Origin of the sequence: Streptomyces sp. JJ36 (assembly GCF_021696945.1) — a bacterium.
Classification (GTDB): Bacteria; Actinomycetota; Actinomycetes; order Streptomycetales; family Streptomycetaceae; genus Streptomyces.
Genome location: NZ_JACYHE010000007.1, coordinates 55,030 through 75,463 on the forward strand (window position 1 = coordinate 55,030; position 20,434 = coordinate 75,463).

Here is a 20,434-nt window from a genome sequence, read left to right on the forward strand (position 1 = left end):
TACGGGGCCCCGGCGGGTGCCGCGGAACTCCGTGGCAGAGTGAACGCGTTGTCCCGTGCACCGGCGGCGTTCGCCGTGGCCGGGAGCGGGAGCGGGAGCGGGAGCGGAAGCGGGAGAGCGGGGGAGCGGTGGAGCAGGGAACGCGGCGGGCGGCGGGAGCCGCAGGGCCGGCAGGAGCGACCGGACCGGCGGGCGGGCGCGCGATCGGCCGGCGGACGCTGCTCGCCGGGGGCCTGGCCCTGGCCGGCGCGGGCGGTGCCGCGGCGCTCTTCCACGAGAGCCTGGAGCGCTGGTGGTGGCGGATCCCCGGGAACGCGCGCGAGCGTACCCCCGGCGCCGTCGACCATCCCGGCGCCGAGTGGATCCCGGCCTCCGGGGAGAACCTGCGGTCCGCGGACCGCCCGTACGACTGGGAGATCGACCGGATCGTGGTGCACGTCGTGCAGGGCAGCTATGCCGTGGCGCTCAAGGTCTTCCAGGACCCGGCGCACGGCGCGGCGGCGCACTATGTGGTGCGCGGGCGCGACGGCCACGTGGCGCAGATGATCCGCGAGCTCGACGTCGGCTACCACGCGGGCAACCTCGACTGGAACCTGCGCAGTGTGGGCATCGAGCACGAGGGGTTCGTGGACCGGCCGGACGACTTCACGGACGCCCTGTACCGCTCCTCCGCGCAGGTGGCCGCGGGCGTCTGCCGCCGGTACGGCATACCGGCCGACCGCGAGCACATCGTCGGCCACCACGAGGTGCCGGGAGCGGACCACACCGACCCCGGGGAGCACTGGGACTGGGACCGGTATCTGCGGCTCGTCCGCGCCGAACTGGGCCGCGGCGGCGGCTGAGCAGCCGCCGGCCCCGCCGGCTCCCGCGCCCCACGGGGCCGCAGCGCGCCGTCCGCGCCGCACGGGGCGCCGGACCGCGCGGGCTCCGCGCCGGGCGGCAAGCGCCGGTGCGCCGCCCCACACCGAACCGCGGTCCACCGCGCGGGTTCCGCACTGCACCGGCCCGGCTCCCGAGACGCAGGCTCCCGCGCGGACAGGCCCTAGCTCAGCCCGGCCGCGCGGGCGCGCTCCACGGCCGGCCCGATCACCGAGGCCAGCGCCTCGACGTCGTGCTTCGTGGAGGTGTGTCCCAGGGAGAAGCGCAGCGTCCCGCGCGCCAGCTCCGGGTCGGCCCCCGCGGCCAGCAGTACGTGGGAGGGCTGCGCCACCCCGGCCGTGCAGGCCGACCCCGTGGAGCACTCCACGCCCTGCGCGTCCAGCAGGAGCAGCAGCGAGTCCCCCTCGCAGCCGGGGAAGGAGAAGTGCGCGTTCGCGGGCAGCCGTCCGGCCGGGCCGGGATCGCCGTTGAGCACCGCGTCCGGCACGGCCGTGCGCACCGCCGCGATCAGCGCGTCCCGGAGCGCGCCGACGTCCCGGGCGAAGTCCGCCTGCCGCTCCACGGCCAGCACCGCTGCCGTGGCGAAGGCGGCGATCGCCGGCACGTCCAGCGTCCCGGACCGCACGTCCCGTTCCTGCCCGCCGCCGTGCAGCAGCGGCACGGGCGCGTGCTCCCGGCCCAGCAGCAGCGCCCCGATGCCGTACGGGCCGCCGATCTTGTGCCCGGTGAGGGTGAGCGCGGCCGCCCCGGACTCCGCGAAGTCCACCGGGGTCTGGCCCACCGCCTGCACCGCGTCGGTGTGCAACGGCACCCCGAACCCGGCCGCGACCGCGGCCAGTTCGGGCACCGGCTGGACGGTGCCGATCTCGTTGTTCGCCCACATCACGGTCGCCAGCGCCACATCGGCCGGGTTCCGCTCCAGTGCCTCCCGCAGCGCCTCCGGGTGCACCCGTCCGTACCCGTCGACGGGCAGCCACTCCACCCGCGCGCCCTCGTGGTCGGCGAGCCACTGCACCGCGTCCAGTACCGCGTGGTGCTCGGCGCGGCCGGCCAGCACCCGGACCCGGGCGGGGTCCGCGGCGCGGCGCGCCCAGTACAGGCCCTTGATCGCGAGGTTGTCGGACTCGGTGCCGCCCGCGGTGAACACCACCTCGCTGGGGCGTGCGCCCAGCGCCTCCGCCAGCTCCTCGCGGGCCTCCTCGACGGTGCGCCGGGCCCGCCGGCCGGAGCCGTGCAGCGAGGAGGCGTTGCCGGTGACCGCGAGCTGTGCGGTCATCGACCGCACGGCCTCGGGGAGCATGGGGGTGGTGGCGGCGTGATCGAAGTAGGCGGTGGGGGCGGTGTCTGCCATGGTGCCCTCGATTCTACGAGCCCTGCCGGGGGCGCACGGCGGGCGCTCCGGCGCGTGCGCCGACCGTACGCGCCCCTGGGCGTGCGGCACCGCGGTGTGCGTGGTGCACGGACCGTGTGAACGTCCCGACTCCGCGTGTCCGGGGAGGTGTTCGCCCCGACGAGTGCGGGAACAAAGCGGGAAAGGCCCTCACGGAGGGCGACCGGTCGCGCACGGAGGGCGGCCGGGTGTGCCGATGGCGGGGTGTGCGCATGGCCAGATCCGGTCCGCAGAAGTATCCGGGCGCGACACGCGGCGCCCACTGGTACCAGGACAGCTATCCCGGCGACGCGATGGAGTCCAACGTCGGTGTCGTCCACACCACCGAGGGCAGATCCGTGCCGTCCTACGGCGGCGGCTCGTACGCGCCCAACTTCACGGCGCTCCCGGACATCGGGGCCAGACGCCTCCGCTGGTACCAGCACTTCGACTTCGACGTCTCCTCGCGTGCGCTGGTGAACGCCTCCGGCGGAGTGGAGACCAACACGATGAACGCCGTCCAGATCGAGCTGGTCGGCACCTGCGACCCGCGCTACCGCAGCACCTGGGGCGGCGCGCGGGCGGGGCGGGACTACCTGTACTGGCCGGACGCCCCGGACTGGGCCCTGGCCGAGCTGGCGAAGTTCGTGCGCTGGGCGCACGAGGAGCACGACGTGCGGATGCGCTGCACGGTCCGCTGGAAGGCCTACCCCGGCTCCTACGGCATCGGCAACGGCGTCCGCCTCTCCGGCTCCCAGTGGCTGAACTACTACGGCTGGCTCGGACACCAGCACGTGCCGGAGAACCGCCACGGGGACCCGGGGGATCTCGACTTCGCCCGGGTGCTCGAACACGCCAAAGGCAGCGCTGAGGAGGACGACGTGCCCAGCTATCTCTCGCTCGGTCTGAAGGCCGGCCCGACGCTGGCCCGCGGGGAATGGAAAGCCCTCGCCTGGGACCGGGAGTTCGGCGATCCGCTCGACGAGCACTACGACGACCGGGGCCGGACCTTCGTGGCGGGACCGGGGCGGTACACCGGCACCGTCTATCTCCGGGTGAGCGGCCTTCCCGAGGGTGCCACCCTGCAGGCCCGGCTGGTCGAGGACGACGAGGACGGGCGCACCGTGCAGCATCACCCGATCGGAGAAGGAACGGGTTCTTCCGGATCCACCTTCTACGCGTTTCCGGTCACGGGATACGTGGGGCGGGGGCGCCGAGTGAAGCTGGAGGTGACGCATTTCGGCGAGGGCGAGGTCACCTTCGGGAAGTGCTATCTGAAGCTTCTGGTCTGGGACCGCTGAACGGCTCCGGCAGAACCGAGCGGCCGGCGGGGTATTTCTGCAGCGCACAGGGGTGCCGCCGCCCGTTTCGCGGCGGGCGGCGGCGTTCCGGTGCGGGAAACCGCGGGCCGGCGTTCGCGGGCCGGTCCGGGCTCAGGAGTCGTTCTCGGCGACGAACATCCAGTGGTGCTTCTCCAGGTCGCCCACGAGCGCTATGAAGACGTCCTCCGTCACCGGGTCCACCCTGCCCACGGCGGCCATCCGCTCGCGGGCCTTGACGATGACCGAGTACAGCGCCTCCGCCAGCGTGCGGACGGCCTCCCGGTCCTGCTGCCAGCCCTCCTTCACCGGGCCGATCGCGCTGCCGGCGGAGACCGTGCCGGACCGGCCGTCCGGCGAGATGCCGAGGGCGGAGGCGCGCTCCGCCACCACGTCGGAGTGCTTGCGCGCCGTGCTCACGACGTCGTCGAGCTGCAGGTGGATGGAGCGGAAACGCGGCCCCACCACGTTCCAGTGGATCTGCTTGGTGACCAGGGCGAGGTCCACGAGGTCCACGAGGGAGCCCTGGAGCGCCTCGCCGATGATCTTGAGGTCCTGCTCGGGGAGCGTGCTCTTCACTTCGTACGCCACGATCGTTACCGCTTTCTCTCGTCGGGCACCCGTACGGCCGTCTCCCTCCTGGGCCGGCCGGGTGCGGCTGCCGTGTGGTCCTCGCTGCGCCGTGTTCCCCGCCTCCGGGGGCTCACACGGGAAGTCCGGCAGTGTATGAGCGGTTTTCCACTGGTTCGCCCGGCATCGCGGTGAATTGTGAGCGGGGCGTCCCGAAAGAATTCTGACCTGCAAAGCACCTGGTCGAGGCGGCAATCGGCGCCGGTGCGCCGCGGGTTGACGGAGGAGGGGGGCATAAAAGGGTGTCCGGCTGGATAGTGATGCATCGGAGCCCGTGCGTGGTTCCCCACACCGACCTCCGGGCAGAGGGTGGCCGCGCGCGCGGCACCGCCGTCTCAACCACCGGAGGTTTCGTCATTTCAGCGCGTCCTGTGCAGGAGTTCGGAGAGAATCCGGTCGACGTTCGCGAAACTGGTCACTACACCGAGGAGTATGTTCCCAGTTTCGTCGAGAAATGGGACTCACTCATAGACTGGGAGAAGAGGAGGGAGAGCGAGGGGAATTTCTTCATCGACCTGCTGCGCAAGCGGGGGGTCAAGAGCGTGCTCGATGTCGCGACCGGCACCGGCTTCCACTCGGTGCGGCTGCTGGACGCGGGGTTCGAGGCGGTGAGCGCGGACGGCAGTGCGGAGATGCTCGCCCAGGCGTTCGAGAACGGCGTCCGGTACGGCGATCACATCTTGCGTGTGGTGCAGGCCGACTGGCGCTGGCTGAATCGGGATGTGCATGGTGAGTACGACGCCATCGTGTGTCTCGGGAATTCCTTCACGCATCTCTTCTCGGAGCGCGACCGGCGCAAGGCGCTGGCCGAGTTCTACGCGATGCTGAAGCACGACGGGATTCTCATCCTGGATCACCGCAACTACGATGCGATGCTGGATCGCGGATTCTCCAGCAAGCACACCTACTATTACTGCGGCGAGGATGTCGCGGTGGAACCGGAATATCTCGACGACGGACTGTGCCGCATGCGGTACACGTTTGCCGACGACGCGGTGTACCACCTCAACATGTATCCGCTGCGCAAGGATTACACTCGCAGATTGATGACGGAAGTCGGCTTCCAGCACATCGAGACGTACGGTGACTTCCAGCACACGTACCGTGATGAGCAGCCGGACTTCTTCGTCCATGTCGCGGAGAAGGAGTACCGCATGGACGCCGACGAGGACAGCAGCTACTCGGAGGCCGTCAGCACCGCCCGGACCTACTACAACTCGTCGGACGCCGACACGTTCTACGCCACCGTCTGGGGCGGCGAGGACATCCACATCGGCCTCTACGACCGCCCGGACGAGCCGATCGCCGACGCCAGCCGCCGCACCGTGGAGCGGATGGCCGCCAAGGCGGACCCCGCCCCGGGCACCACGGTGCTGGATCTCGGGTCCGGCTACGGCGGCTCGGCGCGGTACCTGGCGGCCTCGCACGGCTGCCGCGTCCTCGCGCTCAACCTCAGCGAGGTGGAGAACGAGCGGAACCGGGCGATGAACGAGAAGCGCGGCCTGGCCGGGGCCATCGAGGTGGTGGACGGCTCCTTCGAGAACATCCCGTACCCCGACGCCAGCGTGGACGTCGTCTGGTCGCAGGACGCCTTCCTGCACAGCGGCGACCGGGTGCGGGTGCTGAAGGAGATCGCCCGGGTGCTGCGGCCCGGCGGGCAGCTCATCTTCACCGACCCGATGGCCGCGGACGGCGCCGAGACCTCCCGGCTGCAGCCCATCCTGGACCGCATCCACCTGGAGACCATGGGCTCGCCGGGGTTCTACCGGCGCGAGCTGACCAAGCTGGGCTTCACGGAGGCGTCCGCGGGCGGCTTCGAGGAGCACCGCGAGCAGCTCGCCACCCACTACGGGCGGGTGCTGGAGGAGACCGAGCGGCAGGAGGCGGCGGGGCTCGCCGAGAAGGTCAGCGCGGAGTACCTGACCCGGATGAAGAAGGGCCTGGCCGACTGGGTGCACGGCGGCCGGGAGGGAGACCTCACCTGGGGCATCTTCCACTTCCGCCGCTGACCCGGCGGAGCCGCGTGGGGCGGGGGCGTGCCGTGGGCACGCCGCCCCGCCGTCCGCGCGGTGTGCTCAGCCGCCCTCCGGCGGCGCGGGCGGGCGCGGCACCCGGTGCCGGCCCGTGTCCGGCAGATAGGGCGCCGGCGCCGGGCCGGCCGACAGCAGCGTGCTGAGCCCGCGCCGGGTCGCGGCCACCACCACCCGGTCGTGCGGGCGCAGCACGTATCCCGGGTGCAGCCGCCAGGCGAGCTCGCCGGTGCCGGCGGGCCCCGCTGCCAGGTCGGCCCGGCGCTCCGGCGGCCGTGCGACGTCCAGGGCCAGCACCCGCCAGGCGCCGGGCCGGAACGCCTCCGCGACCGTACGGCCCTCCAGCAGCGCGTTCTCCCGTACGTCCACCGCGGCGAAGACGAGCACGCGGCGGCCGACGGGGATGGCGCCCAGCACCTGCCGCCCCATCATGGCTCCCGCGAACGCGGGTGCGGCCAGCGCGGAGACCGAGCGGCTGCGGGTCTGGGCGAGGGGGTAGGTGTCCCGCAGCGTGCGGTACACCGTGGTGGCGAACTCGTCGTCGAACAACCGCATGACCACCCGCAGCTCCGGCTTCAGCTCGCGGGCGTAGAGGGCGGCCTCCAGGTTGGTGCCGTCGTCGCTGGTGAGGGCGAGCAGGGCGCGGCTGCGGCGGAGGCGGGCCTCGGAGAGCACGCCGCCGTCCTCGGTGACGTCGGCGATCAGGGTGGGCACCCGGCGGGCGCGGGCCAGGGCGATGCCCCGGGCCTCCGGGTCGCGCTCGATGCACACCACCGGGATGCCGAGCTCCAGCAGCCGGTCGAGCACCCGGGTGCCGACCTTCCCCAGACCCAGCAGCACCACGTGGCCGGAGAGCCCGCGGGGCACTCCGCGCAGCGCCGACGCCCGGCGGTAGGCGCCGTAGCTCTCCAGCACCACGGCCAGCAGCAGCGGCAGCAGCATCACCCCCGCCAGGCCCGCGAGCAGTTGCAGGACCTGGGTGTCCGGGGGCTCGCCGACGTTCGGGTCGTTGATGGCGAAGAAGTCGAGCAGGGTGAGATAGGCGGCGTGCAGCCAGGTGGTGTCGCTCACCCACCAGTTGGCGCACGCCAGCACCGCGACCACGCCGGCCATCGCGGCCAGCGAGATCCGCAGCCGGCGGGAGAAGAGTTCGTTGAGGTGCTGGAGCGCGGGCAGCCCGGGCATCGCCGGCAGCCTGCCGGTCACCGGGCCGTGCCGGGTGGAGCGGGTGATGGCCTCCAGCACCACGGCGCCGCGCCGCGGCGGCAGCCCGGCCAGCGCGTCGTCGCCGGGCAGCAGGACCGGCTCGTCGCCGGCGTCGCCGCCCCGGCCGCCGGTCCCGTCCGCGCCGCCCGGGGCCCGGGCGCCTCCCGCGGCGCCCTCGCCGCCGCCCTCGCCGCTGCCGGGTGAGCCCGGCAGCAGCGCCAGGGTGCAGAGCGGGTCACGGCGCCCGGCGGTGCCGACGGTGCGCTCCTTGGCGCGCAGCAGCAGCCCGTCGGCGTGCACGATCTTGTCGCTGCCGACCACTGCGGCCGCCACCAGGGAAGGCGCGGCCGTGTCGGAGTCGGAGAGCACCGTGGTGGAGGCGTCCACGGCGGCGGCGTCCAGCTCCGGGCTGTGCACCTCCACCGCCCGGTCCAGCAGGTTCTCCAGGTAGCCGCCCAGGGTGCGGTTGAACATGCGGATCACCAGCCGCAGCCGCGGGTTGAGCCGGCGGGCCCGCAGCGCGACGTGGATGTTGAGCTGGTCGTCCCCGGAGGTGAGGGCCAGCGCCGCGGCGTGCTCCACGCCGGCGTCCCGCAGCGCCGTCTCGTCCGGTACCCGCGCCTCGACGGCCCGCACGGAGAGCCCCGGCGCCCCGATGAGCGCGGCGATCTGCGGGCCGTGGTCGCCGCCGCGCAGCGAGGGCAGCACCACGGTGACCCGCTGCCCGTAGACGCCCGCGAGCTCCCGGGTGAGCCGCTGGGCCAGCGCGTTGTCCCCGCAGACGATCATGTGCGGTCGCGGCTCGCCGTTCCCGTGCCGGTCCCCGCCGCCTACGCTGCCGTCCATGGTCACCACGGACAGTGCCTCCCCCCTGAAGCCCAGGAAGTCCCTGAACGTCTGCGTCTTCTGCTCCGCCGCCGAGCTGGACGAGGTCTACACGACGGCTGCCCGCGAGTTCGCCGGGCTCATCGGCAAGCGCGGCCACACCCTGGTCTGGGGCGGTTCCGACGTCGGCCTGATGAAGGTGATCGCGGACGGTGTGCAGGACGCCGGCGGCCGCCTCGTCGGGATCTCCGTGGACTTCCTCCACCACAAGGCGCGGGCGAACGCCGACCGCATGATCGTCACCCCCACGCTGGCGGAGCGCAAGGCCTTGCTGCTGGAACACGCCGACGCCGTCGCCGTGCTGGTCGGCGGGACCGGCACGCTGGACGAGGCCACCGACATCCTGGAGCTGAAGAAGCACGGGATGCACGGCAAGCCGGTGGTGGTGCTCAACACGGCGGGCTTCTACGACGGTCTCCAGGCGCAGCTCGCCCGCATGGACGCCGAGGGTTTCCTGCCCGTGCCGCTAAGCGGACTGGTCGCCTTCGCCCCGGACCCGGCCGCCGCGGTGGCACATCTGGAGGGCTGAGCCGCCGTCGCGGGGCCGGCGCCCCTGCCGCAATGTCATGTGCGTTACGTCTATGCATCTCGGTGCGCGGTGTGTAACGTCCGTTACCCCCATCGAGGTCTTCGAGGTGACGACCATGCACACAACGACGCGGACCACGGTGGCGCTCGGCACAGCTCTGCTGCTCGGCGCCCCGCTCACTGCCTGCGGCTCGGCGGACACGAAGGCCGAAGCGGCCTCCGGGGGGCCGGTACGGGTCGCCGGGGTCACCGTGCGAGCCGATCCCGAGCTGCACGACACCCTTCCGGAGGCGATCAAGGAGGCCGGCCGCGTGCGGGTCGCCTCGGACGTGCCGTACCCGCCCTTCGAGATGTTCGTGAAGGAGGGCAGCAAGGAGATCACCGGGCTCGACTTCGACCTGTCCCAGGCTCTGGGCGCCAAGCTCGGCGTCGAGTTCGACTTCCGCCCGCAGAAGTTCGACGGCATCATCCCCGCCATCCAGGCCGGCAAGTACGACGTCGCGATGTCCGCGATGACCGACAACAAGCAGCGCCAGAAGGTGCTCGACTTCGTCGACTACTCGGTCTCCGGCACCGGCATCCTGGTCGAGGAGGGCAACCCCGAGAAGGTCTCCACCGCGCTCGACCTGTGCGGGCTGGAGGTCGCCGCCCAGGCGGCCACCAACCAGGCCGACTTCGTCGAGGAGCAGCAGCCCGAGTGCCGCAGCGCCGGAAAGCCGCGGATCTCGCTGCAGACCTACCCGAAGGACTCCGACACCCAGCTCGCCGTCAGCAGCGGCAAGGCCCACGCCGCCGTCATCACCAAACCCGCCGCCGGCTACATCGCCAAGACCGTGGGCGGTGGCGACACCTTCGACCTGGTCGAGGACCCGGAGGCGAAGGGCGGCTACAACGCCTCGCCCAACGGCATCGGCGTCTCCCGCCGCCACGACGGCCTCGCCGACGCCATCCAGGCGGCGCTCCAGCAGCTCATGGACGACGGCGTGTACGACAGGATCCTGGAGAAGTACGGGGTCTCCGCCATCGGCCTGGACAAGGCCACCCAGAACGCGGCGGTGGACTGAGCATGGCCCCGCAGACCACCGCCTCCCCGCCCGGGAAGGTCACCGGACCCGCCGCCGGCGAGGAACCGCGTATCGTCCCCGTGCGGTACTGGGGGCGCTGGGCCGCCGCCGCGGTCGCCCTGGTGGCGGCCGGCGGAACGCTCTGGTCCCTGGGCAAGAACCCCAACCTGGACTGGCCCACGGTCGGGGAGTACCTCTTTCACCCGAGCGTGTTCAGCGGCCTGTGGACCACGATCTGGCTGACCGCGGCCGCCATGGTGATGGGGCAGATCGGCGGCACCGTGGTCGCCGTGATGCGGCTGTCGGACAATCCGGTGCTCTCCACGCTGGCCTATCTCTTCGTGTGGGCCTTCCGCGGCACCCCGATCCTCGTGCAGATCATCTTCTGGGGCTACCTCGGCGCCTTCTACGAGCAGGTGATGATCGGCATCCCGTTCACCGGCGTCACCTTCTGGTCCGCGCCCACCTCCCAGCTCGTCACGCCCACCGTGGCGGCCCTGCTGGCCCTCGGCCTGAACGAGGTCGCCTACGCCTCCGAGGTGATCCGCGGCGGCATCCAGTCCATCGACAAGGGGCAGACCGAGGCCGCCCACTCGCTGGGCATGCGCCCCGGCCTGACGCTGCGCCGCATCGTCCTGCCGCAGGCCATGCGGGTCATCGTGCCGCCGATGGGCAACGACACCGTGACCATGCTCAAGACCACCGCCCTGATCTCCGTGATCGCGGGCCACGACCTCATGTCCAACATCCAGGACATCTACGCACAGAACTACAACGTCATCCCGCTGCTGCTGGTGGCCGCCCTCTGGTACCTGGTGCTGGTCTCCGCGCTGAGCGTGCCGCAGGCCTGGCTGGAGCGGCGGTTCGGCCGCGGCGCCGGGGTCGCCGACTCCCCGTTCCGCCGCCTGCTGGCCGTACGCCTCCGCCCCGGGGCGGCGGGATCCCAGGGGGGAGCAGCGTCATGACCGCACCCATGGTGGTCGCCGAGGGCGTCCGCAAACGCTTCGGACGCCACGAGGTGCTCCGGGGCATCGACCTGACCGTGGACACCGGCCAGGTGTGCTGCCTGCTCGGCCCCAGCGGCTCCGGCAAGTCCACGTTCCTGCGCTGCGTCAACCGGCTCGAGCGCCCGGACGGCGGCAGCATCACCGTGGCCGGCGAGCGCATCGGCTACCGGCGCCGCGGCCCGGTGCTGCGGGAGCTCCGGGAGCGCGACATCGCCGGCCAGCGGCGGCACATCGGCATGGTCTTCCAGCGCTTCCACCTCTTCCCGCACATGACCGCGGTGGAGAACGTCATGGAGGCGCCCGTCCGTGTCGCCGGGGAGACCAAGGCGACGGCCCGCGAACGCGCCCACGCCCTCCTCGACCGGGTCGGCCTGGCCGGCCACGCCGGGAAGTACCCGGCACAGCTCTCCGGCGGGCAGCAGCAGCGGGTGGCGATCGCCCGCGCCCTGGCCATGCGCCCCCAGCTCATGCTCTTCGACGAGCCCACCTCCGCCCTCGACCCCGAGCTGGTCGGCGAGGTGCTGGACGCCATGCGCGGCCTGGCGGCGGACGGCATGACGATGATCGTGGTCACCCACGAGATCGGCTTCGCCCGCGAGGTCGGCGACACCGCCGTCTTCATGGACGGCGGGGTGGTGGTGGAGGCCGGGGACCCGCGGGAGGTCCTCACCCGGCCCGCCGAGACACGCACCCGCGAGTTCCTGGGCAAGGTCCGGTGAGCGCCCCGCCCCACTCCCGCGTCTCCCCCGAGCTGCTGCGTGCGGCGGTCCGCGCCCGCTACCCCGCGTTCCTCGCCGACCTGAGGCGCATGACCGCCGTCGACTGCGGTTCCCACGACCCCGAGGGGGTCGACGCCGTCGGCCGCCTGGCCGCGGAGCGGCTGCGGGCGCTCGGCTTCACCGTCCGCCACGAGCCGGTACCCGTGCCGGACCTCGCGGCCCCCGTGGGGCGGGTGCTGGTCGCCCGCCGCCCCGGGCGCCGCCCGTCCGGCCGCCGGCTGCTGCTGATGGCGCACCTCGACACGGTCTACGAGAGGGGCACGGCCGCCGCCCGGCCCTTCCGCGGCGAGGGCGACCGCGCCTACGCCCCGGGTGTGTGTGACGACAAGGGCGGTCTGCTGCTGGGCCTGGCCGCCGTGGGCGCCCTCTGCGACCTGGGCGCCGACGACTGGGCGGAGCTGGTCTTCCTCTGCACCCCCGACGAGGAGATCGGCTCGCCCGGAAGCCGCCCCGTCACGGAGGCCCTGGCCGCGGAGGCGGACGCCGGGCTGTGCCTGGAGTGCGCCCGGGAGAACGGCGACCTGGTCGGCGAGCGCAAGGGCGTGGTCGACCTGCGGATCACCGTGACCGGCCGGGCCGCGCACAGCGGAGTCGAGCCGGAGCGCGGCGCCAACGCGGCGCTCGCAGCGGCCCATCTGGTGGTCGGGCTCCAGGAACTCAACGGCCGCATCGACGGTGTCGGTGTCAACGTCGGCCGGGTGCGGGCCGGGGCGCGTACCAACGTGGTGTGCGACGAGGCCGTCCTCGACGTGGAGCTGCGGGCCGCCACCCGGGCCGGGCTCGCCGCCGCCCGGGCCGAGGTCGCCCGGGTGGCCGCCCGTACGCCCGTGGCGGGCACCGCGGCGGAGGTGACGGCGGGAGAGGAGTGCCCACCCATGGAACGCACCCCCGCCTCCGTCGCGCTGGCCGAGGAGGCGCTGCGGACCGCGGCCGGGCTGGGCATCCGTACCCGGGCGGCCGCCACCGGCGGGGTCGCCGACGCCAACTTCGCGGCCGGCGCCGGCCTGCCCGTGCTGGACGGGCTGGGCCCGGTCGGCGGCGGCGACCACAGCCCGGGGGAATGGCTGGACCTGACCAGCGTGGTGCCCCGGGGCACCCTGCTGGCGGCCCTGCTCGCCCGGCTGGGCGCGGAACCGCCGCGCTGACCCGTGTTCTCCGGACCACCGCGACCTCCCTGCGGTGGTCCGGACGGTGCCGCGGCCCCGGCCGGCTCCCCGCGGCGGGCCGCGGCACCACCCCGTCGTCCCGGCGGCGTCGCCGGGACGGTGACGAGCGGCGCCTGCGCGCCGGCCGGGGCCGCCGAGTAGGCTCGCTCCGGGGCGGCGCCGCCCCGGAGCAGTGAGGAGTGAGTGTTGACCGAGACGGGGCCGCCGCACGGCGGGCGCGTGGCGGGCATCGCGGACGCCATACGCCGGCGGCTCGGCGAGTGCCCCCCGGCCGAGCGCAGGGTGGCCAGGGTGCTGCTCTCCGGCTATCCCTCCGCCGGCTTCGAGACGGTCGCCCGCATCGCCGAACGCGCGGGGGTGAGCGCCCCCACGGTCGTGCGGTTCGCCCACCGGCTCGGCTTCCGCGGCTTCCCCGAGTTCCAGCAGGCCCTGCGCGAGGAGCTGGAGCAGCGGGAAGCCTCGCCGCTGGCCCTCTACACCGCCACCGGCTTCGCCGAGCGCGGCGAGACCGGCACCGAAGAGCTGCTCTCCGCCGCGCCGTCCACGCTCGCCCGGGCGCTGCACGCGACCTACGCCGCGCTGCCCCCGGACGACCTGCGCGGCGCCGTCGACCTGCTGGCCGACCCGCGGCGCAGGCTGCTGCTGACCGGCGGCCGGTTCAGCGGCCTGCACGCCCGCTATCTCGGGCTGCACCTGCTGCAACTGCGCCCGGGCGTGCGGCTGCTACCCGAGCACCCGGTGGAGCGGAGCGCGGAGCTGGCCTCCGGCGGCCGTCACGACGTGCTGGTCGTCTTCGACTTCCGGCGGTACGAGCAGCCGCTGCTCGACCTGGCCCGGCTGGTCGCCGAGCGGCACGGCAAGGTCGTGCTGGTCACCGACGGCTGGCTGTCCCCGATCTCCGCGGTGGCCGACGTCGTGCTGCCCACCCAGGCTCCCGCGACCACGCCGTACGACAGCATGGTCCCGGCCCTGGCGCTGGTGGAGACCCTGGTCACCGGAGTGCTGGCGGAGCGCGGCGAGGCGGCACAGGACCACATGCGGGCCGGCGAGGCGGCGGCCCGCGCACTGGGGCTCCACTGACCGGGCGCGTGCCGCCGGGTGCGACCATGAACCCATGGCGACACATCTGATCACCGGCGCGGGCAGCGGCATCGGGGCCGCCGTCGCCCGGCGTCTCCAGGACCGCGGTGACACCCTCTGGCTCCTCGCCCGGGACGCGGGCCGCGCCAGGGAGCTGGCGGACGCCTTCCCCGGCGCCCGTACGCTCGTCGGCGACCTCGCCGTGCCGGACCGGCTCTCCTGGGCCCTGAGCCACCAGGAGCTCCCCGAGCGGCTGGACTCGCTGCACCACATCGCCGGGGTGGTGGACCTCGGGCGGATCGGCGACCTCACCCCGAAGGTGTGGCACGCCACCCTGGAGGCCAACCTGGTCGCGCCCGCCGAGCTGACCCGGCTGCTGCTGCCGCAGCTCCGGTCGGCGGGCGGCCATGTGCTCTTCGTCAACTCCGGGGCCGGGCTGCGGGCCAACGCCGAATGGGGTGCGTACGCCGCCAGCAAGCACGGGCTCAAGGCGCTGGCCGACGCGCTGCGCTGGGAGGAGAGCGGCAACGGCGTCCGGGTCACCTCGGTCTTCCCCGGCCGCACCGCCACGCCCATGCAGGCCAAGGTGCACCGGCAGGAGGGGAAGAGCTACGACCCGGACCGGTGGATGGACCCGGAGTCGGTCGCGACGACCGTGCTGACCGCCCTCGACCTGCCGCGCGACGCCGAGGTCACCGACCTCTCCGTGCGGCCGTCCGGATGAGCGCGGGGACGGGCGCGGGGCCGGCCCGGCACCCCTGGGGCGCCGCGGCGGCCACCGGCGTCGGCTCGATGCCCGGCGAGGACGCCCGGGAGGCCGCGCGCACGGTCACCGGCATCCTGGAGGCGCTGCCGTTCCTGCCGGAGCTCCCGGCACGCGGCCCCGGCGCGGACATGACCGGGCGCACCGCGGGCCTGCTGGCCGAGTTGTACGCACAGCTGGAGCCGAGCGGGTGGCGGATCGCCGACCGGCCGGGCCGGGACACCCGCCGCGCCCGCTCCCGGCTCGGCGAGGACCTGGACGCGCTGGAGGAGTTCGCCCAGGGCCACCGCGGTCCGCTCAAGGTCTCCGCCGTCGGCCCGTGGACCCTGGCCGCCACGCTCCAGCGGCGTGGCGGCGAGGCCATGCTCGGCGACCCGGGCGCCTGCCGTGACCTGGCCGCCTCCCTGGCGGAGGGGCTGCGCGCCCACCTCGCGGAGGTGCGCCGGCGCGTCCCCGGGGCGGAGCCGGTGCTCCAGCTCGACGAGCCCTGGTTGCCGGCGGTGCTGACCGGACGGGTGCCCACCGCCAGCGGCTACCGCAGCCATCCGGCGGTGGACCGGCAGGTGGCCGAGGGGACGCTGCGGGAGCTGGTGGCGATGCACGACGGGCCGGTGGTGGTGCACTGCTGCGCCTCCGGCGTGCCCTTCGGGCTGCTGCGCCGCGCCGGGGCGGCGGGGATCTCCTTCGACCTCGCACTGCTCACCGAGCGTGATGACGAGGCGATCGGTGAGACGGTGGAGGCCGGTACGGCGCTCTTCGCCGGTGTGCTTCCGGGGGCCGGGGACGGATCCACGCCGTTGTCGGACCCGGCGGGTAGCGTCGGGGGTGTCAGGACGCTGTGGCGCAGGCTCGGGCTGTCCCCGGGGCTGCTCGCGGAGTCGGTGGTGATCACTCCGGCGTGCGGGCTCGCGGGTGCCTCGCCGGCGTACGCCCGGGCCGCGCTCGAGCACTGCGTCCGGGCGGCGGGGGTACTCGCCGACGACCCAGAGTAACGGGAGGACGAGACGGTGGCTGGCGAAGAGCAGGCGCAGGTGCCCGCGGAGGCCCGGGAGAGGCACGCCCGGCTCGCGGAGCAGGTCGAGGAGCACCGTTTCCGGTACTACGTCAAGGACGCGCCGGTCGTCAGCGACGCCGAGTTCGACCGGCTGCTGCGCGCGCTGGAGGGCCTGGAGGAGGAGCATCCGCAGCTCCGCACCCCGGACTCGCCCACCCAGAAGGTCGCCGGCCAGTACGAGACGGACTTCGCCGAGGTCGCGCACCGGGAGCGGATGCTCTCCCTGGACAACGCCTTCGACGACGGGGAGCTGGACGCCTGGGGCGAGCGCATCGCGCGCGAGCTGGAGGGGGTGGACCACCACTTCCTCTGCGAGCTCAAGATCGACGGCCTCGCGGTCAACCTGACGTACGAGCAGGGCCGGCTCACCCGCGCCGCCACCCGGGGCGACGGGCGCACCGGCGAGGACATCACGCCGAACGTGCGGACGGTCGCCGACGTCCCGGAGCGGCTCTCCGGGGACGGGGTGCCGGAGCTGGTGGAGGTCCGGGGCGAGGTGTTCTTCCCGATGGAGGGCTTCCAGGAGCTCAACGCCCGGCTGGTGGAGGCGGGGGACAAGCCCTTCGCCAACCCGCGCAACGCCGCCGCCGGTTCGCTCCGGCAGAAGGACCCCAAGGTCACCGCGGGGCGCCCGCTGCGCCTGGTGGTGCACGGCGTCGGCGCCCACCGGGGGCTGCCGGAGGACCGGCTCTCCGGGGCGTACGAGCGGCTGCGCTCCTGGGGGCTGCCGGTCTCCCGGCACACCCGGGTGGTGGACGGGCTGACGGGCGTGCGGGAGTTCATCGCGGAGTACGGCGAGCGGCGGCACTCCGTGGGCCACGAGATCGACGGCGTCGTCGTCAAGCTGGACGAGATCCCGCTCCAGGGCCGGCTCGGCTCCACCTCGCGGGCGCCGCGCTGGGCCCTCGCCTGGAAGTACCCCCCCGAGGAGGTGAACACCCGGCTGGTCGACATCCGGGTGGGCGTCGGGCGCACCGGCCGGGTCACGCCCTACGCGGTGGTGGAGCCGGTCACCGTCGCGGGCTCCGAGGTCGAGTTCGCCACCCTGCACAACCAGGAGGTGGTGAAGGCCAAGGGCGTGCTGATCGGCGACACCGTGGTGCTCCGCAAGGCGGGGGACGTCATCCCGGAGATCCTCGGTCCGGTCGCCGACCTCCGGGACGGCAGCGAACGGGAGTTCGTCATGCCCTCCACGTGCCCGGACTGTGGCACGGAGCTGCGCCCCATGAAGGAGGGCGACATCGACCTGCGGTGCCCCAACGCCCGGTTCTGCCCGGCACAGCTCCGCGAGCGGATCTACTATCTGGCCGGCCGCAAGAGTCTGGACATCGACCACTTCGGCTATGTCGCGGCGGCCGCGCTGACCCAGCCGCTGGAGCCGGCCGAGCCTCCGCTGCGGGACGAGGGCGGCCTCTTCGACCTGACGGTGGAGGAGCTGCTGCCCATCCGGTCCCCTGTGCTGGACCCGGACAGCGGCCTGCCCAAGCGGGACCCGAAGACCGGCGAGGAGAAGGTGGTCACCTTCTTCGCCAACCAGCAGGGGGAGCCGAAGAAGAACACCCTGGCCCTGCTGGAGAGCATCGAGGCGGCCAAGAGCCGGCCGCTCGCCCGCATCATCACCGGGCTCTCCATCCGGCACGTGGGCCCGGTCGCCGCGGAGGCGCTGGCGCGGGAGTTCCGCTCGCTGGACCGGATCGCCGAGGCCGGCGAGGAGGAGCTGGCGGCGACGGAGGGCGTGGGACCGACCATCGCGGCCTCGGTGAAGGACTGGTTCGCGGAGGACTGGCACCGGGAGATCGTCGAGCGCTGGCGGGCCGCGGGCGTCCGCATGGAGGAGGAGCAGCCGGCAGGCGAGGAGGCGGAGCGCCCGCTGGAGGGCCTCACCGTGGTCGTCACCGGGACCCTGAGCTCGTACACCCGGGACGCCGCCAAGGAGGCGCTCCAGCAGCGTGGCGCAAAAGTGACGGGTTCGGTGTCGAAAAAGACCGGATTCGTCGTAGTGGGTGACAACCCCGGCTCGAAATACGACAAGGCCGTGCAGGTGAAGGTGCCCATTCTGGACGACGACGGCCTCACCGTCCTGCTGGAGCGCGGACCGGACGCCGCCCGCGAGGCCGCCCTCACGCCACCCGAATAGCGCAGCCAGGAGGGCGGAGAGCCGGTACAGCGCGGTCCGTCCCGCGTACTCGTCTGCCCCCGCGGGCAGTTCGGGAAACCGGCGCACACCACCCGTACGGCGCATACCAGATGGGCCGGCGCATCCGGACGGCATTGAGGCAACCCCGAACGATCGGTGCCCCTCGCAGCCATCCGCGCCCTACTGTTGACATGTGAGCCTGTCGTGGCGGCGCCAGGCGCTGACGGTTTGTGAGAGGGACGGGCATGCAGGAATCCCGCGGTGCCGACGCCGCGTCATGGCTGCACCGGCTCCTGTCGTTCCGGGTTCCCGGGCTGCCCCTGGCCGTCGTCGCCGTCGCGGGCGCCGCGCTCGCCACCGGCGTGCTCCGGGTGCTGGACCAGGGGCGTGCGCTCTTCCCCGCCGGTACGGTCGGCTGGTCCTTCGCGGTCCTCACCGGCGTCGTCGTCGGCCACCTGGTCGCGCTCGGCCGGGACCGCTGGTGGGGCGGTACCGGCTCCGGCGCCGCGCTCACCCTCTCCATCCTGCTGCTCTACGGCTGGGTGCCGGCCGTGCTGGTCTCGCTGGCCGTGGTCATGCTCGTCGGCACGGCGCGGCGGCACCGCTGGCGGCAGGCGCTGGTGCACGGCGCCATCGACATCATCGGCATCGGCGGCGCGGCCCTGGCGCTCGCCGCCGTCGGCACCCGCCCCTCCGTGGAGCGCCCCTGGGAGCCCGGCTCCTGGAACCTCTACGCCGTCCCCGAGGTGGTCGGCGCCGCCTGCGCCTATCTGCTGATCACCCGGCTGCTGCTGTGGTACTGCTTCGCCCGCCGCAGCCGCGGCCTCGACCGGGCGCTGCGTACCGCGCTGCTGCGCCAGGTGCTCGTCGCCGTCGCCCTGCTGGGCATCTCCCCGCTCATCGTGGTCGTCGCCGTGCACCGGCCGCTGCTGCTGCCGCTCTTCGCGGTCCCGCTGATCGCCCTGGACTCCACGCTCTGGATCGCCCGGGTCCGCGCCGAGGAGCAGCTCCGCGACCCGCTCACCGGGCTGCCCAACCGGCTGTGGCTGATGGAACGCGCCTGGGCCGCCCTGGAGCACGCCGACCGGCGCGGCGGGCGCTCCGCGCTCGTCCTGATCGACCTCGACCGCTTCCGCTCCGTCAACGACACCCTCGGGCACCTCGCCGGGGACCGGTTGCTGCTCCAGATAGCCGACCGGCTCCGCACCGCCCTCCCGAGGGAGGCGGAGGCGGCCCGGCTGGGCGGCGACGAGTTCGCGGTGCTGCTCCCGGCGTGCGACTCGCCGACCAGCGCGCAGCGGGTCGCCCGCACCCTGGTCGCGGCGCTCGGCTCGCCGCTCGACCTGGACGGGCTGACGCTGGTGCTGGAGGCCAGCGCCGGCGTCGCCGTCTTCCCGGACCACGCCCGCTCGGCCGAGGGGCTGCTGCGCCGGGCGGACGTCGCGATGTACGAGGCCAAGCGGGACCGGACGGGCGTCGAGGTCTACGAGGCCACCCGGGACGGCAACACCCCGGACCGGCTCGGTCTCCTCGCCGACCTGCGCCGCGCCCTGGACGCGGCGGAGGTCGAACTCCACTACCAGCCCAAGGTCGGCTTCGACGGGCGGATCTGCGGTCTGGAGGCGCTGGTCCGCTGGGTGCACCCGGAGCGCGGCCGGGTGCCGCCGGACGAGTTCATCGCCATCGCCGAGACCTCGGGCCTCATGCCGCGCCTCACCGAGTACGTGCTGGAGACCGCGCTCGGCCAGGTCGCCCGGTGGCGTGCCGCCGGGCTCACCGTCCCGGTCGCGGTGAACGTCTCCCCGCGCGACGTGCGCAGCCCCGGCTTCGCCGGGGCCGTCGCCGCCCGGCTGGCCCGGCACGGCGTGCCGGCGGGGGCGCTGCAACTGGAGATCACCGAGCATGTGCTGCTGGAGGACCCGCAGCGGGCCGCGGACACCCTCGCCGCGCTCACCGGGCACGGCGTCAAGATGTCCCTCGACGACTTCGGCACCGGGTACTCCTCTCTGGTGCACCTGCGGCGGCTGCCGGTGAGCGAGCTGAAGATCGACCGGTCGTTCGTGGCCCGGCTGGCGGTGGACGCGGAGGACGCGGAGATCGTGCGGTGCACCGTCGACCTGGCGCACTCGCTCGGGCTGCTGGTGGTGGCGGAGGGCGTCGAGGACGACGAGACCTGGGAGCGGCTGCGCGACCTGGGCTGCGACGCCGTGCAGGGCTGGCTGGTGGCCGCGGCCATGCCGGCCGCCGAGGCCACCGCCTGGCTGCGGTCCCGCCAGGCCGGGCGCTCGCCCCACGAGATCCCCGCGGTGCCCGCCCCCGCCGAGGAGAGCGCCGACCAGCCGGTGATCTGACCGGGACGCGGGCCGGGGCTGGGACCGGGGCGGGCGCCGGCCGCGTCCACCACCCCTGCCGCAGGCCGCACCGCCCCCTGCCCCACCCACGCCTCACCCGCGCCCCTCGCGAACCGTTTCGCACCGCGGGTGCGCCGCGCCATAGGATTGGGCAGAAGCCGCAACCGACCATCACCCACCTTGAGGA

At 73.8% G+C, this 20,434-nt stretch carries 16 protein-coding genes; 13 read left to right on the plus strand and 3 right to left on the minus strand.

The features are described 5' to 3' along the window. Positions 1-218 precede the first annotated feature (218 nt). On the plus strand, positions 219-842 hold the full coding sequence (locus HOY81_RS04620) for an N-acetylmuramoyl-L-alanine amidase (protein ID WP_237318560.1): 624 nt from the start codon (positions 219-221) through the stop codon (positions 840-842). A gap of 200 nt (positions 843-1,042) precedes the next feature. Here HOY81_RS04620 and HOY81_RS04625 read toward each other — a convergent pair whose 3' ends face one another. Beyond that, a complete protein-coding gene (locus HOY81_RS04625) occupies positions 1,043-2,230 on the minus strand; it encodes a cysteine desulfurase family protein (RefSeq protein ID WP_237318405.1) in 1,188 nt (395 codons plus the stop codon). Positions 2,231-2,481: 251 nt separating this feature from the next. Between HOY81_RS04625 and HOY81_RS04630 the strand changes: the two genes are divergently transcribed. Beyond that, complete coding sequence (locus tag HOY81_RS04630; protein ID WP_237318407.1) at positions 2,482-3,549, plus strand: hypothetical protein; 1,068 nt, start codon at positions 2,482-2,484, stop codon at positions 3,547-3,549. 132 nt (positions 3,550-3,681) lie between these two features. Here the strand turns inward: HOY81_RS04630 and HOY81_RS04635 are convergent, their stop codons facing one another. Beyond that, positions 3,682-4,158 carry a Dps family protein gene (locus HOY81_RS04635; protein WP_237318408.1) on the minus strand — a complete coding sequence of 159 codons (477 nt, stop codon included), beginning with the start codon at positions 4,156-4,158 and terminating at the stop codon, positions 3,682-3,684. Between the two features lie 557 nt (positions 4,159-4,715). Here HOY81_RS04635 and HOY81_RS04640 point away from each other — a divergent pair. Beyond that, entirely contained in the window at positions 4,716-6,206 is a 1,491-nt protein-coding gene (locus HOY81_RS04640; protein ID WP_237318562.1) for a methyltransferase domain-containing protein, read from the plus strand. 66 nt (positions 6,207-6,272) lie between these two features. On the opposite strand, the gene HOY81_RS04645 is transcribed toward HOY81_RS04640, so the two are convergent. Then, entirely contained in the window at positions 6,273-8,222 is a 1,950-nt protein-coding gene (locus HOY81_RS04645; protein ID WP_237318564.1) for an NAD(P)-binding protein, read from the minus strand. A gap of 55 nt (positions 8,223-8,277) precedes the next feature. Here HOY81_RS04645 and HOY81_RS04650 point away from each other — a divergent pair, with 55 nt between their 5' ends. The 10 genes from HOY81_RS04650 to HOY81_RS04695 all read left to right on the plus strand — a co-directional run bounded on the left by HOY81_RS04650 (position 8,278) and on the right by HOY81_RS04695 (position 20,247). Further along, positions 8,278-8,847 carry a TIGR00730 family Rossman fold protein gene (locus tag HOY81_RS04650; protein WP_237318410.1) on the plus strand — a complete coding sequence of 190 codons (570 nt, stop codon included), beginning with the start codon at positions 8,278-8,280 and terminating at the stop codon, positions 8,845-8,847. A gap of 115 nt (positions 8,848-8,962) precedes the next feature. After that, entirely contained in the window at positions 8,963-9,910 is a 948-nt protein-coding gene (locus HOY81_RS04655; protein WP_237318412.1) for an ABC transporter substrate-binding protein, read from the plus strand. 2 nt (positions 9,911-9,912) lie between these two features. Beyond that, complete coding sequence (locus HOY81_RS04660; RefSeq protein WP_237318414.1) at positions 9,913-10,875, plus strand: amino acid ABC transporter permease; 963 nt, start codon at positions 9,913-9,915, stop codon at positions 10,873-10,875. Further along, positions 10,872-11,636 (plus strand): amino acid ABC transporter ATP-binding protein, encoded by a 765-nt coding sequence (locus HOY81_RS04665; protein WP_272892355.1) that lies wholly within the window; start codon positions 10,872-10,874, stop codon positions 11,634-11,636. The genes HOY81_RS04660 and HOY81_RS04665 overlap by 4 nt, the downstream gene beginning before the upstream one ends. Next, the gene (locus HOY81_RS04670; protein ID WP_237318416.1) at positions 11,633-12,841 is read left to right on the plus strand and encodes a M20/M25/M40 family metallo-hydrolase; all 1,209 of its coding nucleotides are present in this window, start codon (positions 11,633-11,635) and stop codon (positions 12,839-12,841) included. Before HOY81_RS04665 ends, HOY81_RS04670 begins: the two co-directional genes overlap by 4 nt. A gap of 207 nt (positions 12,842-13,048) precedes the next feature. Continuing rightward, on the plus strand, positions 13,049-13,942 hold the full coding sequence (locus HOY81_RS04675) for a MurR/RpiR family transcriptional regulator (protein ID WP_237318418.1): 894 nt from the start codon (positions 13,049-13,051) through the stop codon (positions 13,940-13,942). Between the two features lie 34 nt (positions 13,943-13,976). Then, complete coding sequence (locus HOY81_RS04680; protein ID WP_237318420.1) at positions 13,977-14,666, plus strand: SDR family oxidoreductase; 690 nt, start codon at positions 13,977-13,979, stop codon at positions 14,664-14,666. After that, the gene (locus HOY81_RS04685) at positions 14,663-15,697 is read left to right on the plus strand and encodes a methionine synthase (RefSeq protein ID WP_237318422.1); all 1,035 of its coding nucleotides are present in this window, start codon (positions 14,663-14,665) and stop codon (positions 15,695-15,697) included. The genes HOY81_RS04680 and HOY81_RS04685 overlap by 4 nt, the downstream gene beginning before the upstream one ends. Before the next feature lie 15 nt (positions 15,698-15,712). Then, positions 15,713-17,896: an NAD-dependent DNA ligase LigA gene (gene ligA, locus HOY81_RS04690; RefSeq protein ID WP_237318423.1), complete on the plus strand. Its 2,184-nt coding sequence runs from the start codon at positions 15,713-15,715 to the stop codon at positions 17,894-17,896. Positions 17,897-18,141: 245 nt separating this feature from the next. Further along, entirely contained in the window at positions 18,142-20,247 is a 2,106-nt protein-coding gene (locus HOY81_RS04695) for a bifunctional diguanylate cyclase/phosphodiesterase (protein WP_237318425.1), read from the plus strand. Positions 20,248-20,434: the final 187 nt, after the last annotated feature.